The sequence below is a fragment of the Lacticaseibacillus styriensis genome (assembly GCF_030770295.1).
Lineage (GTDB): Bacteria > Bacillota > Bacilli > Lactobacillales > Lactobacillaceae > Lacticaseibacillus > Lacticaseibacillus casei.
In genome coordinates, this window is record NZ_CP132483.1 from 750,862 (window position 1) to 765,512 (window position 14,651).

12 protein-coding genes are annotated in these 14,651 nt (G+C 49.0%); 5 read left to right on the plus strand and 7 right to left on the minus strand.

Annotated features, from left to right (window positions below; all coding sequences use genetic code 11):
* Positions 1-4 precede the first annotated feature (4 nt).
* Both LACSTY_RS03465 and LACSTY_RS03470 read right to left on the minus strand, forming a co-directional pair.
* Positions 5-910: a DUF368 domain-containing protein gene (locus LACSTY_RS03465; protein WP_087911731.1), complete on the minus strand. Its 906-nt coding sequence runs from the start codon at positions 908-910 to the stop codon at positions 5-7.
* Between the two features lie 54 nt (positions 911-964).
* The gene (locus LACSTY_RS03470) at positions 965-1,840 is read right to left on the minus strand and encodes a mechanosensitive ion channel family protein (protein ID WP_087913233.1); all 876 of its coding nucleotides are present in this window, start codon (positions 1,838-1,840) and stop codon (positions 965-967) included.
* A gap of 742 nt (positions 1,841-2,582) precedes the next feature.
* On the opposite strand from LACSTY_RS03470, the gene LACSTY_RS03475 reads away from it, so the two are divergent.
* The 3 genes from LACSTY_RS03475 (at position 2,583) to LACSTY_RS03485 (ending at position 4,198) form a co-directional block, all read left to right on the plus strand.
* Positions 2,583-3,011 (plus strand): DUF948 domain-containing protein, encoded by a 429-nt coding sequence (locus LACSTY_RS03475; protein ID WP_087911733.1) that lies wholly within the window; start codon positions 2,583-2,585, stop codon positions 3,009-3,011.
* A gap of 14 nt (positions 3,012-3,025) precedes the next feature.
* Positions 3,026-3,532 (plus strand): YtxH domain-containing protein, encoded by a 507-nt coding sequence (locus LACSTY_RS03480; protein ID WP_010493791.1) that lies wholly within the window; start codon positions 3,026-3,028, stop codon positions 3,530-3,532.
* 144 nt (positions 3,533-3,676) lie between these two features.
* Positions 3,677-4,198 carry a transcription repressor NadR gene (locus LACSTY_RS03485; protein ID WP_087911734.1) on the plus strand — a complete coding sequence of 174 codons (522 nt, stop codon included), beginning with the start codon at positions 3,677-3,679 and terminating at the stop codon, positions 4,196-4,198.
* Between the two features lie 138 nt (positions 4,199-4,336).
* Here LACSTY_RS03485 and LACSTY_RS03490 read toward each other — a convergent pair whose 3' ends face one another.
* Positions 4,337-5,440, minus strand: a complete 1,104-nt coding sequence (locus LACSTY_RS03490) for a M24 family metallopeptidase (RefSeq protein ID WP_087911735.1) — start codon at positions 5,438-5,440, stop codon at positions 4,337-4,339.
* 321 nt (positions 5,441-5,761) lie between these two features.
* Here LACSTY_RS03490 and ccpA point away from each other — a divergent pair, with 321 nt between their 5' ends.
* Complete coding sequence (ccpA, locus tag LACSTY_RS03495; RefSeq protein WP_010493797.1) at positions 5,762-6,763, plus strand: catabolite control protein A; 1,002 nt, start codon at positions 5,762-5,764, stop codon at positions 6,761-6,763.
* A 130-nt stretch (positions 6,764-6,893) separates the two neighbouring features.
* Here the strand turns inward: ccpA and LACSTY_RS03500 are convergent, their stop codons facing one another.
* Entirely contained in the window at positions 6,894-9,644 is a 2,751-nt protein-coding gene (locus tag LACSTY_RS03500; RefSeq protein ID WP_087911736.1) for a transglycosylase domain-containing protein, read from the minus strand.
* 357 nt (positions 9,645-10,001) lie between these two features.
* Between LACSTY_RS03500 and LACSTY_RS03505 the strand changes: the two genes are divergently transcribed.
* Entirely contained in the window at positions 10,002-10,685 is a 684-nt protein-coding gene (locus tag LACSTY_RS03505) for a YjjG family noncanonical pyrimidine nucleotidase (protein WP_087911737.1), read from the plus strand.
* A 12-nt stretch (positions 10,686-10,697) separates the two neighbouring features.
* Here LACSTY_RS03505 and LACSTY_RS03510 read toward each other — a convergent pair whose 3' ends face one another.
* The 3 genes from LACSTY_RS03510 to LACSTY_RS03520 all read right to left on the minus strand — a co-directional run bounded on the left by LACSTY_RS03510 (position 10,698) and on the right by LACSTY_RS03520 (position 14,500).
* Positions 10,698-11,444: a biotin--[acetyl-CoA-carboxylase] ligase gene (locus LACSTY_RS03510; protein WP_087911738.1), complete on the minus strand. Its 747-nt coding sequence runs from the start codon at positions 11,442-11,444 to the stop codon at positions 10,698-10,700.
* Between the two features lie 154 nt (positions 11,445-11,598).
* Entirely contained in the window at positions 11,599-13,002 is a 1,404-nt protein-coding gene (pepV, locus tag LACSTY_RS03515; RefSeq protein WP_087911739.1) for a dipeptidase PepV, read from the minus strand.
* 157 nt (positions 13,003-13,159) lie between these two features.
* The gene (locus tag LACSTY_RS03520; protein WP_087911740.1) at positions 13,160-14,500 is read right to left on the minus strand and encodes a glycerophosphodiester phosphodiesterase; all 1,341 of its coding nucleotides are present in this window, start codon (positions 14,498-14,500) and stop codon (positions 13,160-13,162) included.
* Positions 14,501-14,651: the final 151 nt, after the last annotated feature.

Here is a 14,651-nt window from a genome sequence, read left to right on the forward strand (position 1 = left end):
CACATTAGTTAGCGTCTGCGTTGGATTCCGGTTTATCTAGGAAAATGGTCGCTAAAACGCCGATGATGAGGCTAACCACAACCAAAAGTGCCGGAATGACTATACCAGACGCCGGCCAATAAGGCGCGATGCCAGTTTCGAGCAGAATGACCACTGCTGCGGCAACAATACCGCATACAGCATAATAAACCTGGGTTTCGAAATGCTCGAGCAAATACGCCATCAATTTGGCCACCGCAATCAGACCGGCAATGGCGCCAAGCATGAAGGGCAGCAGCAACGCCACCGAGCCCATCGCTGCGTTAAATGCCGACCAGTTACCGGAAGCGAATGCCCGGGCTGCATCGCCTAACTGGCTGACGGCATTGTAGACGGTTCCGTATTGATCAATGACCATCAGCATGACGGAGCCGGAAATACCGGGGATGGCCATTAACGATACCGCAAAGATGCCGGCAAAAGCCATCACACCGGCGTCACTAACACTGCTCAGGCGCTGAATGGCAATGAGGTTCTCCGGCTGGGTCCCGCCAATCTTGGCTAGTCCGTAAATACCCGCAAATCCTCCAGCCACTAGTAAGAGGTACCACCAAGTGAAGGGTTTGAGCACCAATTTGCGATAAATAAACGGGCCGATGCCAAGTACTAACCCGATAAAGAAACCATAACTAGGTAGCGGCCAATGCGTAGTGACGACTAGGACGGCTTTAGTGGAAACCAAGATACCAACGACGGCTCCTAAGCCAATCGGTGCCAAGAAACGCAAATTTTTCTTGGGATTGGCGCGGAAGTGATTCACTGCTTGTAAGAGGCGGTCATACAACCCGACGACGACGGCAAAAATACTGCCGGAAAGACCGGGAATGACAAGCGCAATGCCGATGATGGCACCTTTGATGAAGTTGAGCATAGCATCTCCTTATAAATGGATTTTGGTGTGAATATTGGTAAAACGCCAAACTCTTTATGAGCCAGACTGTAAATTGATCGGCGGCGTGATCACATGAATGCCGGCGGAGTTTAATGCAGCAATGTAAGCAGCGAGAAATGTTCGCTGTAAACTGAGCTGCTCACCGTTTTCAGCGTAAAAAAGAACTTGGTAGGTAAACGTGCCATTTTTTTCCTCTGTCAGACCCAGAATATCCGGACCCTCAGTGATGGTCGTGAATTTTGGAACTAATTCGTGATTGACGCGTTCAATAGTTTTGCGGACCAAATCGAGATCAGCAGTCGGCTCAAGTGGCAACTTAATGAGTACCTGCATATTGCTGCGGGAAAGGTTGCTGACGATCGTAATGTTGCGATTAGGAATAAAGTTGACGGTACCGTCATAACTTTTAACCACTGTGGTGCGTAAGCCAAGGCTCGTGACCGTTCCGGAAATCTTGCCTAATTGGACAACATCACCAACGTCAAACTGCGCCTCCAGTAGAATAAAGAAACCAGTCACAACGTCATTGACGAAGCCTTGAGCACCAAAGCCGATTGCCAAGCCGGCCACGCCCGCACCAGCAAGCAGTGTCCCCACCGGAACGCCCAACGTTGATAGGATCGCGTAAAAATAGAAGAAGAGCACAAAATAGAAAAATAGATTTCGCGAAAGGGTGTGGATGGTTTTGACGCGCGTGCCTGATAAATGGGCGCGGCGTTGATAGCTTTTAAAAGCTCGATTGATGGCAAACTGGCCTAAACGATAAAGTGCAAGAAATAAAATCGAAAAGAATAGCAACGACAGAACCTTATCAATTACGGTCCCGGCAATTTTATCCCAGTTGATGGTTTTAAAATACCGTAACCACACATTGGGTTGTTCAGTTACGGCCGTTGCCGTGAACATCATGCCTGTCACGTGACGACCTCCTCTTGGTGTTGGCTTTATTTTACCAGAACCGGGGCGGATCTGCTGGGGATTTGTCATGATGCGGATAAGTTTTAACTTTTGGTGGGAGAAGGGGTGGGTGAGGGTGTGTGGCACGGAGTAAAGGGTGGTAAGGCGATTCAGTTTCGGATATGTTTGCTGGGGCAGGAGTTTGGGTGTAAGGAGTTTGTTCGCGATGGGCAGAGCCGGGCCATTGGGGGAATAAGCTTTGCGGGGCAATCCGGCCCGAAAACGCGCTCGCAGGCCCAGAAACCTAAACATAAGGACCTCGAACCTAAATGGCCAAAGCCTAGGTATTGGGGGAATAAATTTTGCAGGGCAATCCGGTTCCGAAACGCGTTTGCAGTCGCAGAAATCTACGTGTAAGGACCTCAAGCCTAAATGGCCAAAACCCAGCCATTTGGGGCAATCCGGTTCCGAAACGCGATCCCCGGCGCAGAAGCCTGCGTGTAAGGACCTTGGTCGCAATGGCCAAAGGGGATAAGAATTGGAAGGCAATCCGGATCCGAAACGCGCTCGCAGGCCCAGAAACCTACACATAAGGACCTCGAACCTAAATGGCCAAAGCCCAGCCATTTAGGTTCGAGGCCACTTATGCTCCGGTTTCTAACCGGGCCTGCTCGCGCTCTTTAAATCTTTTGCACCACTCTCCCCTCGATGTTATGATTGATGTAACCAACTGGTTTGAAATGGAGGGTGTTGCATGTCAGGTGGAGAGATTGCTTGGATCATTGCTGCGGTTGCTTTTTTGATTATTGCTTTGGCGATTGCCGTCATTGCGATTCGGGTTTCGGGTGTGACCAAGGAAGTTAAGGAAACGGTTGCCGAGACGAATAAGACGTTGAACACGGTCAACGGGGAGCTTGGCATTTTGACGAAGGAAGTCGAAGGCCTTCTTGCGAAGAGCAATACCCTTCTTGAAGATGTCAATGGCAAGGTGGCGGCGATTGATCCTGTCTTTACCGCAATTGGTGAGCTTGGTGAAAGCGTTTCTGATTTGAATCAGTCAACGCGTAATTTGACCGAACGCGTTGCCCATGGTGCTAAGAACGGGGCCAAGGCGACGGTTGCGACACGTATGGGTGCCAAAGCATTTTCAATGTTGACCAAAAAGAAACATCATAATGAATAGCAGGGGGAATCATCATGGCTAAAAAAGGACATTTTTTGCTTGGATTTGTATTCGGAGCTGCCAGTGCCTTAGCAACGACTTATTTATTGACTCCGCAAACCAGTGACGAGTTAAAGCGACGGGTTAAGCATGCTTCCGCGAATTTAGCCGATCGTGCGGTTGATTACTATGATTACGCCAAAGAGGCTAGTGCTGACTGGAAGCAAAGCGCGACGGATTTTGTCGATGACTTGAAGGCGCGTGGGAATGATGCCGATGGGTCAGAAGCGTTGGCTAATTATGACGCTGCGACTGAGCAATTGCGTGATCAATTGAATACCGCAGCGGATACGGATACTTCGGCTGATTTTGATGACATTGTGCTGGATGGTAAGAGTGCGTTTGCCCAAGCCAAGGACGATGATGAGGGTAGTGAAACCCGCACCGATGAAGTACCTGAGCCGACCGAACCAAAGCCGGTTAGTGGTGCAGCGGCATCAGAAGCCAAACCGGCAAGTTCTGAATCTGAAGCAACCGATTAATCATCACTAGCAACCACAAGATTTTGAATATTAAAAATGGCGACAAACGAAAGACACCCCGACGTGAGCGCCTTTCGTTTGTCGCTTTTAGCATCGTAGCTGAATTTGTTTGAAGCATTTTGATCATGAATGAGGGAGAATACTATGCTAAATAGCGAACGTCAGGCACACATCAAAGCCACTTTGAGTACTGCTGCCGAACCGCTCAGTGCGTCGAGTTTTGCGCGGCGGTTTACCGTCAGTCGGCAGACCATCGTCGGTGATATTGCGCTTTTGCGGGCCCAAGGCGAACCGATCATTGCAACGCCGCGTGGTTATACGTTGTCACATCCAGCGGCCCATGAGTTTTTGATTCCTTGCAAACATACGCCGGAGCAAACAGAGGAAGAGCTGCAGCTGATCCTCGACAACGGCGGATGGATTGAAGATGTTTTGGTCGAGCATCCGCTATATGGTCAGTTACGCGGCCAGCTGAATATTCGCACCGTTGCCGATATGAAGCTGTTTTTGAGTCGCCTAGCGCGTTATCAGGGCCGCCTGCTGTCGGAGCTAACCGGTGGCATTCATTTGCACACGATTAGCGTTAAAAATGAACGGAATATCGCCAAAATTAAAGAAGCACTGCGCAAGGCCGGCATCTTATATGAACAGTCGGAAGCAGACTAGTCAATTTCGCTGGTAGAGACAAAAACATCAGCAGTCAACAACATAAAAATGGTCCCGAGGAGGCAGCGTTACCTCTTTGGGACCATTTTCGATATTTAGCGCACTGTTCATTTTTTACCGACGAGCGACCCGGCGTCATCAACCATTGATGACAGTGAATTCTTTTGATGTGTGGGTAAAGGGTTCGCAGCCGGTTTCCGTGACGTGGACACAGTCTTCGATTCGAACACCGGCGACACCAGGAACGTAAATACCAGGTTCGATCGAGAAGCACATGCCTGGCTGTAGAATCATATCGTTGCCTTCCATGATGGATGGGAATTCATGGGTGGACATGCCGATTCCGTGTCCCAAACGGTGATTAAAATATTCGCCGTAACCCGCTTTGGTAATAATGTCGCGGGCAATCTTGTCGAGTTCGGATGCTTTTAATCCCGGCTTAACGGCATCCATAGCAGTCAGGTTCGCTTCTAGACAAATATCAAAAATTTCACGCGGCTTACCGGTGACCTGACCAAAAGCGACGGTGCGCGTGGCGTCAGACATGTAACCATGGTTGTCCGTACCAAGATCAAACAAGACCAGTTCATTTGGAGCGAGCTTTGTTCCCATCGGTTCGCCATGCGGATTGGCCGCATCTACGCCAGCTTGGACGATGGTGCCAAAACTCATGTGCATGACGCCTTCCTTCATCATCGCATAGTCAATCTCGGCCGCGACTTCCTGTTCAGTCGCACCTGCTTTAATCGCCTTAAAGCCGGCTTGGAACGCGCGGTCAGCCTGAGCACCGGCCATTTCCATTTGTTTAATTTCGGCTGGTGTTTTGATTAACCGTTGCTTTTCAATGAAACGGGAAGCATCGATCGGAAAAGTCGCATCAGGAAATTGCTTCATAATGGCTTCAAATTTGAAAACAGCGAGGTTATCCTTTTCGATAGCCCACTTGGTCGGATTAGGGTTCACGTCCTTGATATGGGTCGCCATGACGGCAAACGGATCTTCGTGATCAAGATAGCCAAATACCTGATAAGGCCAGCCAGCTTTTTTAACTTCCTCAATGGTTAGTTGCGGGGTGAACAGGAACGGATCCTTGTCCGGGATGACGATTAACGCGGTGATCCGTTCTTCGGGATCCTGGAAGAAACCCGTGTAATAGTTGATATTGACCGGGTCACTGATATAAGCAAGGTCGAGGCCTTCTTCGCCAACCCAGGTTTGTAATGCTGCTAAATGCTCGTTCATCGTGGTCCTCCTCAAAAGGGCACAGCACAAAATATCATGCAAAACGAATCTTTTACCATATTTGTGCTGCACCGTGATATTGACGTGCCAAGTGCTCAGGCATCGAAAATGACTTGCAAGATAAGGTGCTAGTCGCGATGCCAAATGCAACTTTCCTTACCAGTATATCACGAGCCTTGAGAGACACTTTCTGAAAAGCCCGTTTGTGAAAATTTCATGGAAAATTCAGTAAAACGCTTGCATTGCCTTTCTCATTCTGCTATTTTGGAATGTAAATAGATGTTTCGTGATTTTCATACTCACGACTAAGGAGAAAATAAAGTGGAAAAACAAACAATAACAATTTATGATGTTGCCCGCGAGGCAAATGTATCGATGGCGACGGTGTCCCGAGTGGTTAATGGTAACCCGAATGTGAAGCCGGCTACCCGCAAGAAAGTTTTAGAGGTTATCGAACGCCTCGACTACCGACCGAATGCGGTAGCCCGTGGCCTGGCAAGCAAGAAAACGACAACTGTCGGCGTTATCATTCCCGACGTTACCAACATGTTCTTCTCAAGCTTGGCCCGTGGGATTGATGATGTTGCGACCATGTACAAATACAACATTATTTTGGCGAACTCGGATGAAAATAACCAAAAGGAAGTTTCCGTACTTAACACTTTGTTGGCCAAGCAGGTTGACGGGTTGATTTTCATGGGTCATGAACTGACCGATTCGATTCGCGCGGAATTTTCCCGAAGCAAAACGCCGGTTGTACTGGCAGGTTCGATTGATCCGGATGAACAGGTTGGCAGTGTCAACATTGACTACGTGGCCGCAGTTGAAGAAGCGACGCACCAATTACTGGAGAGCGGTAATAAGCGGGTGGCATTGGCGACCGGCTCGCTCACCCATCCGATTAACGGTCAGTTCCGCCTCAAGGGCTATAAACAGGCACTTGAAAAAGCTGGCGTTGCCTATGACGAAAGCCTGATCTTTGAAAATGAGCCAAGTTATCAAGCAGGGTTGGCATTGTTTGGTAAGCTGCAGAAAGTCGGCGCAACGGCTGTCATTGCCGGCGATGATGAACTGGCAGTCGGCATTTTGGACGGCGCGCTGGACAAGGGTGTGAAGGTACCGGATGATTTCGAAATCATTACCAGCAACAATACTAAGTTAACCGAAATGACCCGGCCGCAACTGACATCAATTGATCAGCCGCTTTATGATATTGGTGCTGTTGCAATGCGGTTGCTGACCAAGATGATGAACAAAGAAGAGATCGAAGAAAAAACCGTGATGTTAGGTTTCGATATTTTGAAACGCGGCTCAACCAAATAAAGGTGTTGAGCGAAATCAGCTTTGGCACCTCGTGAGCAATAAAAAATCGGTTCTAAAGACAGATGATGTGTGTCTTTAGAACCGATTTTTGCGTTACTGGATTGATTGGCCTTCAAGATGACGCATGAACTTACTGACCGCTGCCAGTTGTAGCAGGTGTGGTTTGCTGATTATTGGTCGTTGTGCCACCAGTTGTGTTACCGCCAGTCGTTGTCGTGCCAGTGCCGGTTGTTTCGCCGCCAGTGCCAGTTGCACCGTTTGTCCCGCCAGTTCCCGTTGTTTGCGGTTCACTTGGCTGGTTTTCGGAGGTTCCTTGCTGGTTTTTCTGGCTGGAAGGCACCGTGACGCTAGGCGTTTGGCTGCTTTCAGTTGTGGCCGGTGCCGTGGTTTCAGGCGTGATCGGTGTTTCCTGATGCTCTTTTTTGGCTTCGGTCGAGCGACCATTAGCGTCAGAAACCTGACCATAGCCATTGCTTTTACCGTTGAGATGGTCATAGAACAACTGATAATTGTCTTTGCTGCCGCCGATGCCAAATTCAGCTTTCGCAGTTGGCTGCCAGTCATTGTAGAGGCTGGTAACAGTTGATTCGCCTGTGTGATAAGTGCGCCCGTTAAAAGTAAGGGTGCCAGCCGGTTGCCCGGTTTGCTTATCGACAGTGACGGACTTGACGGTACTTGGTCGGGCTAATTTTTTGTCAACTTTAAATTGCTTAGGGATGGTGTGATAAACCGCATTTGCCAACTTCGACCAATAAGCTTCGTTGGTCATTGAACTGTTTTCATCAAGCGTGTAGTTGGTGCCGTTACTGTTGTCATAGCCCATCCAACTGGCAATGGTGACACCCGGCGTTGAACCGATAAACCAAATATCGCGGAAATCGTTGCTGGTACCGGTTTTCCCGATCAGGTTGTCCGTATTGAAGCGCAGCTGATAGTTCAGGCTCTCGGCAGTCCCTGATTCAACCACGTTTTTCAACATTTGATTCATGATGTAGTTCGTACCTTTGGAGAAAACCTTGGTCTTTTTAACCTGATGGCGGTAGACGGCATGGCCTGAAGGATCGACGATTTCAGAGATGACATAAGCTGGTACGTGTTCGCCTTGATTGGCAAAAGTGGAAAAAGCGCTGGCTTGTTCCTTGACGTCGACGCCATAATCGGTACCGCCCAAGGCTAGACCGAGCTGGCTGTAATCATTGTCAGTGAGGGTATTGATGCCCATTTTTTCCATGTAGCTTTTGACATTGACGTTCGGCTTGATGTGTTTATACAGATTAACTGCCGGAATGTTGTAGGATTGGGCAAGCGCTTCGGTGGCAGGGATGAACCGATTTTGAATCTGGTCGCCGTAATCGGTCACACTGTAATTGTTGCCAAGGTTGGTTTTGAAGTCAGCCAAAGCCGTCTGCGAACCGATGACTTTTTGATCGATCGCTGGTGCATACACCAAAAGCGGCTTAATCGTGGAGCCGGGAGAACGTAAGGTGTAAATGTGATTGAGTTCACCAGAGACCCCGCCGACAAATCCGAGAACGGCACCGGTTTGGTTGTCCAACACAACCGAGCCGTTTTGCACTGGATGTTTAACGGTTTCGGTTTCGCCGGTTTTAGGATTGATCTGAGTGCTGGTGTAAGTTTGACCGAATGTCTTTCGCGTGGCCCGCATCACAAATTGCATCCGGTCGTACACGTCTTTGTTGATGGTACTTTTGATTTGGTAGTTTTTCGAAGCAAAAAGGTCGCCTGCCTGCCTTAAATAATCGTTGTTCAAGGCATTGTCTTTGGCAAGGTCGGCAGCAGAGTGACCATCATTTTGGGCTAATTTCTCAGCTAATAATGATTTAGCTTCACTGAGCACCATGTTGTAGACATACCCATACTCATTGTCATCCTGTTCGGCATTTTCCGGCTTGAGGAACGCGCCTTTTAGATCGAATGATTTGGCTGCAACATACTGCTTGTGACTGATGACGCCAGCTCGATACATCCGAAACAGCACGGTCTGTTGCCGATTAATGCCGGATTTAAGGCTGGCTTTTAGTTGACCGTTGGCAGTATACGGCGTGTAAACAAACGGACTCTGCGGCAAGCCAGCAATAAAGGCGGCTTCCGGCAGGTTCACCTGACTGGCAGAGACGCCAAAAAGTCCTTGCGCAGCCGCTTCGACGCCGGCAATGTTTTGCCCCTTGTTGTTCCGACCCAGCGTGGCGACATTCAGATAAGTTTCCAGGATTTCGTTCTTGCTGAAGTGGTTGTTTAGGCGCCGCGCCAACATGATCTCCGCAGCTTTACGTTTGAAGGTTGTCTCTGAGTTCAAAAACATCATTTTGACAACCTGCTGCGTCAAAGTCGAGCCGCCAGTTTGGTTACCCATGCCGGTTAAATCGGAAAAGAAAGCCCGAATCACCGCCTTGGGCACAACCCCGTCATGACGATAAAAGTCCTCGTCTTCAGTGGCAATGATCGCCTTGGTCAGCCATGGCGACATATCGTTAAGGCTGACTTTTGTGGAATACAAGTCGCTTTTGACGTCACTGAGCTTGACGTTATGTGCAAAATACATACTGGAAGTACGGCTGGTGTTGGATAGCGTTGCCTTCATCGCTGCTTCGGTCGGAATCGGCGTTGCATCGATAATCGACACAAAATAGCCGCCAAATAAGCCGAGCCCGAAAACAGCCGCAATGCCTAAAACGCCTAATAAGTAATAGACAATACTTTTCATACTTTGAAGCGTGACATTACCGTAAAAAACAACGGCAGTTTTACCCGTTAAATGTTTGGAATCAGCTTTGGAATCAGGACGCCGCGTCACGAATGCCGTGAACCAGCGGCGAAATCGAGTCCCAAGCGTCTTGACCCGATCGACGAACTTTTTCAAGTGCTTGTCCCACCTTAAATTTTGGTCTAATACTCCTTAGTATACCGTAAAAATAAAGCGGATTCTAATACTGTTGGCAGAGCGCGAACTGGCGCGGTTAGAAGTCGGAGTATAAGTGGCCTTGGGCGTGATGGCCCGGGCTTAGGCCATCGCGACCAAGGTCCTTATACGCAGACTTCTGCGCCAGTGAGCGCGTTTGTGGAAAGCACCAGTTTCTGTTTGCGAGAACGCACTTCAAAACCAACTTGTCTGTTTGTCCTCACCATTCATAAGTTCAAGCGGCTTCACTTGCGACCCGCGTTGTGTTGTGCAAGACTGATAACTATATAAATAAGCGTGCGAGAACAGGGGTTAAACATGTATCGAGTTATTTTGTTTGATGTAGACGACACTTTGTTGGATTTTAAAGCAGGGGAACTAAAAAGCCTGGCTAAGATGTTTGCCAGGCTTAAATTACCATATACGCCGCGGATTGAGGCGAGTTATTTGAAAATCAATGCTGATCTGTGGCGTGATTACGAAGCAGGCCGGATTACGCGGCCGGAACTGTTTGACGTGCGATTTGCCAAGCTGTTTCGCCATCACCATTTGAACGCCGATCCGCATTTAGCTGAACGGACGTATCATCATTTTTTGGATCAGGAAGCGATTTTGCTGCCGCGGGTGACGGAAACTCTGGATGCCTTAAAAGACTATCGGCTGTTTATCGTCAGCAATGGCATTGAGCCGGTCCAACGTGAGCGTCTGGCAACCAGCGGTTTAATTGATTATTTTGAAGACATCTTTGTTTCCGATAGTGTCGGGAGCCCGAAGCCGACCGTGGCGTTTTTTGATTATGTTGCCAAACGCATTCCCCGATTCAATCGGCGCGAGACGCTGATTATGGGTGATTCATTGACCTCGGACATTCAAGGCGGCATCAACGGCAAGATTGATTCAATCTGGTTCAATCCGCATTTTCAACCTAATCGCGAGCAGATAACGCCAACTTATCAGCTGAATGAATTCAGTGATTTGACGAAGTTACTGCTCGCCAACTAGACGATGTGTGGCTTAATCGGCTAAGCGAATGGTGCCAGTTGTAACGACCATTGTTCCTTGGGCCGTTTTTAACAGTAAGGCACCATTATCATCGAACCCGCTGATGATTCCGGTCAGCGGGTTTTGTGTACCGCTAACCGTGATTTGCCGACCGATCCAGGCAGCCTTTTTCCGATAAATCGGCATAATGGTGTCAGGATTCGCAAACAACCGCATGAGATTCGTCAAGAAACGGCCGGCAAGCTCCGGACGCGGATCGCTACCGGGCTTTTCAGTAAGAAGGGTAGTGATTGGCTGATCGGTCGGTAACGGCGCTGTCAGGGTCGGAAAAATATCAACGCCGACGCCCAGCACCACGGCATTTTGTTCGAGCAATGCTTCTGCCAAAATACCGGCAACCTTTTTGCCGTTTTTTTGCAAATCATTGACCCATTTGATCGCGGTGACAATACCAAATTGGGTTTCAATCGCTTGCTGCAAAGCGACACCTGCAGCCGGCGTGATTAAGGCACGGCTGATTTGCGGGTGGAAGGCGTAACTCAGATAGAGACCGGCATCGGCCGGACTGGCAAAGTGTTTGCCGTGTCGACCCACACCGGCAGTTTGTTCACCGGCAATCAGAATTTGCGGTAACGTAGCACCATTTTGGACGGTTTGTTTTAAAACCGTGTTAGTTGATGTCACCGTTGCCTGCGTTGTGACGGCTGCACGCAAATGTGGATCATCTAACCATGGATTTAAGCTATCAGGCGTTAACATAAGAAAGCTTCCTTTCTGGGATCAATCGCAAGTGCGCCAGAAGTCAGGTGACAGACTTCTGGCGCACAGGCACGAGCATGAATTTTAAAATTTGCCAAGAACTGTTATCAGTAATGTGAATACTGATTACATTTTAAAAATACAGAGACTTAGCTTATTTGACTAAGCGGCTGATGGCGTCGGCATAAATGGCCACAGCCGTGATGATATCTTTAATCGGCATGTACTCATTCGCCTGATGCATGACATTTTCCTGTCCCGGCATCTGGGCGCCGAAAGCGACACCCCGTTTGATAATTCGGCCATAGGTGCCGCCACCGATGACTTGTTCGTGTCCGGCAATACCAGTGTGGTCAGTGAAAGTTTGCAATAGGGTTTTAACCAGCGGATCGTCACCAGGAACGTAATGCGGTTCCTGTGCATGGCCACTCAAGGATACGTCGAATTGGTCGGCGCCAACCGCGCTTTCAATTTGATCACGGATTTTATCAGCGTCGGTGCCTTGCGGGTAACGGACATTGACCAGCACACTTTGTTCGCCATCCTGGGTGAACGTGAAGATATCCGGGCTAGCGGTTAACTCACCCATCAGTTTGTCCGTGTAATTGATACCCAAGTGGTGGCCGCGTGAATCTAAGTGCAGATATTTGGCGATCATGGTCAGATAGGCTTTGCCTGCCGGATCAAAAGGTAAATCAGCTAGCAAGCTTGCCAGATAAGTGGCCGCATTCTTGCCATCTTTTGGTTCCTGGGCATGGGCACCTTTACCCACGATTTCAATCGTTGTAGGATTGCCCAGCGTCAAGGTGAGTTTGACGCCTTGCTGATCAGCCCAGTCGCTGACTTGGGTCGCAAAGCTTTCAGGCAAGTCGCCGGTAATCGTTGCTTTTGCTTCTTGCGGAACCATATTTGGTCGAATACCCGCCGAAAATTCATTCAAAGTCAGTTGGGCTTCTGCTGCAGCAACCGGTTTTTGCACGATTTTGAAGCTGGCAATGCCTTTTTCACCGTTGATAATTGGAAATTCGGCATCAGGAGAAAAGCCAAAATCCGGTGCCGGTTCGCTTTCGAGATACCGATGCATGCCAACCCAATCGGATTCTTCATCGGTTCCAAGGATAAAGTGAATCTTTTTATTGATTGGCAGGCCCAGATCGCGGACGAGTTTCAATGCATAGTAAGCAGCAATGCTCGGTCCTTTATCGTCGCTGGTGCCACGACCGTAAATCTTGCCATCGCGAATCACTGGGTCGAATGGGTCGGTTTTCCAGCCAGGTCCAGCGGGAACAACATCGACATGCCCAAATAGTCCTAAAGTTTCAGGACCGCTGCCTAACTCGATCCGACCGGCAACATGGTCCACATTGAGCGTCTTAAAACCATCCCGCTCGGCAATTGCCAAGAAGGCATCCAGCGCTTTTGCCGGACCGGGTCCGAGTGGATATTCTGCGGTTTTATGCTCGGTGTCGCGTTCGGAATTGATCTTCAACAGTGTTGTGAGATCAGAAAGAAGCTGGGGTTCCAATTTTTCTGCTTCCTGCTGCCAATTAATTGCCATGAGGTTAACCTACTTTCTTTCTATCGTTGTCTTTAGAATAGCATGTTTGTTCCACAGAAACGACTGAATCATTCAGAGAAAATCGAAAAGCGGTCAGAACACGGTGAAAAGCTTGTCATGGCGCGATTGTAAGCACACCCATGTCTGGGGGTATTTCTCAACCGATGTCAGTGACCCGAGCATTAAGCAGGGGTGTATCAAATGCCGTGTTGCCTAATGCCCAGTGGATGAGCGGCTTTTCTTTTAGTGGAATGCTGCGATAGAGCATGAGCCAGGTTGCCATGTTTTCGGCAGATGGCAACAATTGCACATCTTTGGCTTTTAACCAGCCTGTTTTGGTTTTTAAGTAAAGCCGACTATTTTCGTAGCGTGCGGCCAGAACCCGTGCGCGGGTATTGTCCGCAACGTGGCCAGTAACATTTTGCTGGTGTAACGGGTCAGCGTAAACCGGCGCACGAAAACCGCGGCTGGTGACGACGATTTTTTGGTGGAGAAACAGGCTGGCCCAGCCGGCTTGGGGTGCGAGGTTGATCGTTGTAGCCGGCACGAACGCGTTATCGCCGATTTGATAATACGTGCTGCCGGCAATGGTAACCATTGCAGAAATCGCAATCGGTGTTTGCGGTGCTAACTGTTCAGGGCGTAGGAGCGGCTGATAAGGGTTTTCGTAAACCGGAAGCGCCGAGACACTGGAGTTAGCGCCAAGATCGTTGATACTGGTGGTAACAGACGCGGCTTTCAGCGCCTGGAATTCATGCCCGAGACTCGTGTAGTTGGTCACAACACCGTCAATGTTGAGGTTAACCAGCCATGTCCACCGATCCCGATCCTCGTTCATCTCATCCCAGACGTACACTTTTTTGCCAAGGTCATGCAGCTGATTGACCAGCTGCGGCGTCACCAGATCCGAACTTAAATTAATGCCGTCTACATAAGTCAACACATCAAAATTGATCCGTTTAAGCGAACCAACAATTAAAATCCGCGGCACAGATGGTAAATCCGCCTGCAAGCGTTTAAGACTGGCAGCTGAAAACGAATGGAACATGACGCGGTTTTCCATGTGGTACTGTTTAATCAAAGCCGTAATTTTGTCTTCAAGGTGGGGATGCGGTTCGCCTTTAACGATTTTGGTTTCAATCAAGAATTTGTGGTTTGTCTGTTGCTCGTGAGCGAAAAGCTCCTCGAGGCTGTGAACCGGTTCGCCATTTTTGGTATGATATTGCTGAAGTTGCGCAAAAGTGCTCTTGGCAATGGTCAAATTGGCGCCGGTCATGCGTTGAATCGTTGAATCATGCTGGATCACGACCACGCCGTCAGCACTTTCATGTACATCGAGTTCAACATAATCAGCACCGTTGTTAAAAGCACTATCGAAACTTTGAAAAGTTTCTTCCGGATAGTTCAGCGGATCGCCACGGTGGCCAACCAGCGTAAACCCTGAAAGCAGAAGAAATAATGGCAGCAGCAAAACTGCCACAGTGAATCGTTTGCCCATACAGGCTGCTCCTTTCCAGAAAAAAACATCATACCACAAACATAGCACAGTGAGCGCGAACCGGCGTGTTATAGAAGGAAATGCCAAAACACAAACCATTCGCTGCCGACAGAGCGACAGACACCAACCGCGTGACGATAAACTCAAACCG

What these genes read in the sequence shown, in the direction of transcription:
- LACSTY_RS03470 (WP_087913233.1), bottom strand. Translation starts at nt 1,840, where the DNA reads ATGATGTTCACGGCAACGGCCGTAACTGAACAACCCAATGTGTGGTTA.
- LACSTY_RS03490 (WP_087911735.1), bottom strand. Translation starts at nt 5,440, where the DNA reads ATGAACGAGCATTTAGCAGCATTACAAACCTGGGTTGGCGAAGAAGGC.
- LACSTY_RS03465 (WP_087911731.1), bottom strand. Translation starts at nt 910, where the DNA reads ATGCTCAACTTCATCAAAGGTGCCATCATCGGCATTGCGCTTGTCATT.
- pepV (WP_087911739.1), bottom strand. Translation starts at nt 13,002, where the DNA reads ATGGCAATTAATTGGCAGCAGGAAGCAGAAAAATTGGAACCCCAGCTT.
- LACSTY_RS03520 (WP_087911740.1), bottom strand. Translation starts at nt 14,500, where the DNA reads ATGGGCAAACGATTCACTGTGGCAGTTTTGCTGCTGCCATTATTTCTT.
- LACSTY_RS03505 (WP_087911737.1), top strand. Translation starts at nt 10,002, where the DNA reads ATGTATCGAGTTATTTTGTTTGATGTAGACGACACTTTGTTGGATTTT.
- LACSTY_RS03485 (WP_087911734.1), top strand. Translation starts at nt 3,677, where the DNA reads ATGCTAAATAGCGAACGTCAGGCACACATCAAAGCCACTTTGAGTACT.
- LACSTY_RS03475 (WP_087911733.1), top strand. Translation starts at nt 2,583, where the DNA reads ATGTCAGGTGGAGAGATTGCTTGGATCATTGCTGCGGTTGCTTTTTTG.
- LACSTY_RS03510 (WP_087911738.1), bottom strand. Translation starts at nt 11,444, where the DNA reads ATGTTAACGCCTGATAGCTTAAATCCATGGTTAGATGATCCACATTTG.
- LACSTY_RS03480 (WP_010493791.1), top strand. Translation starts at nt 3,026, where the DNA reads ATGGCTAAAAAAGGACATTTTTTGCTTGGATTTGTATTCGGAGCTGCC.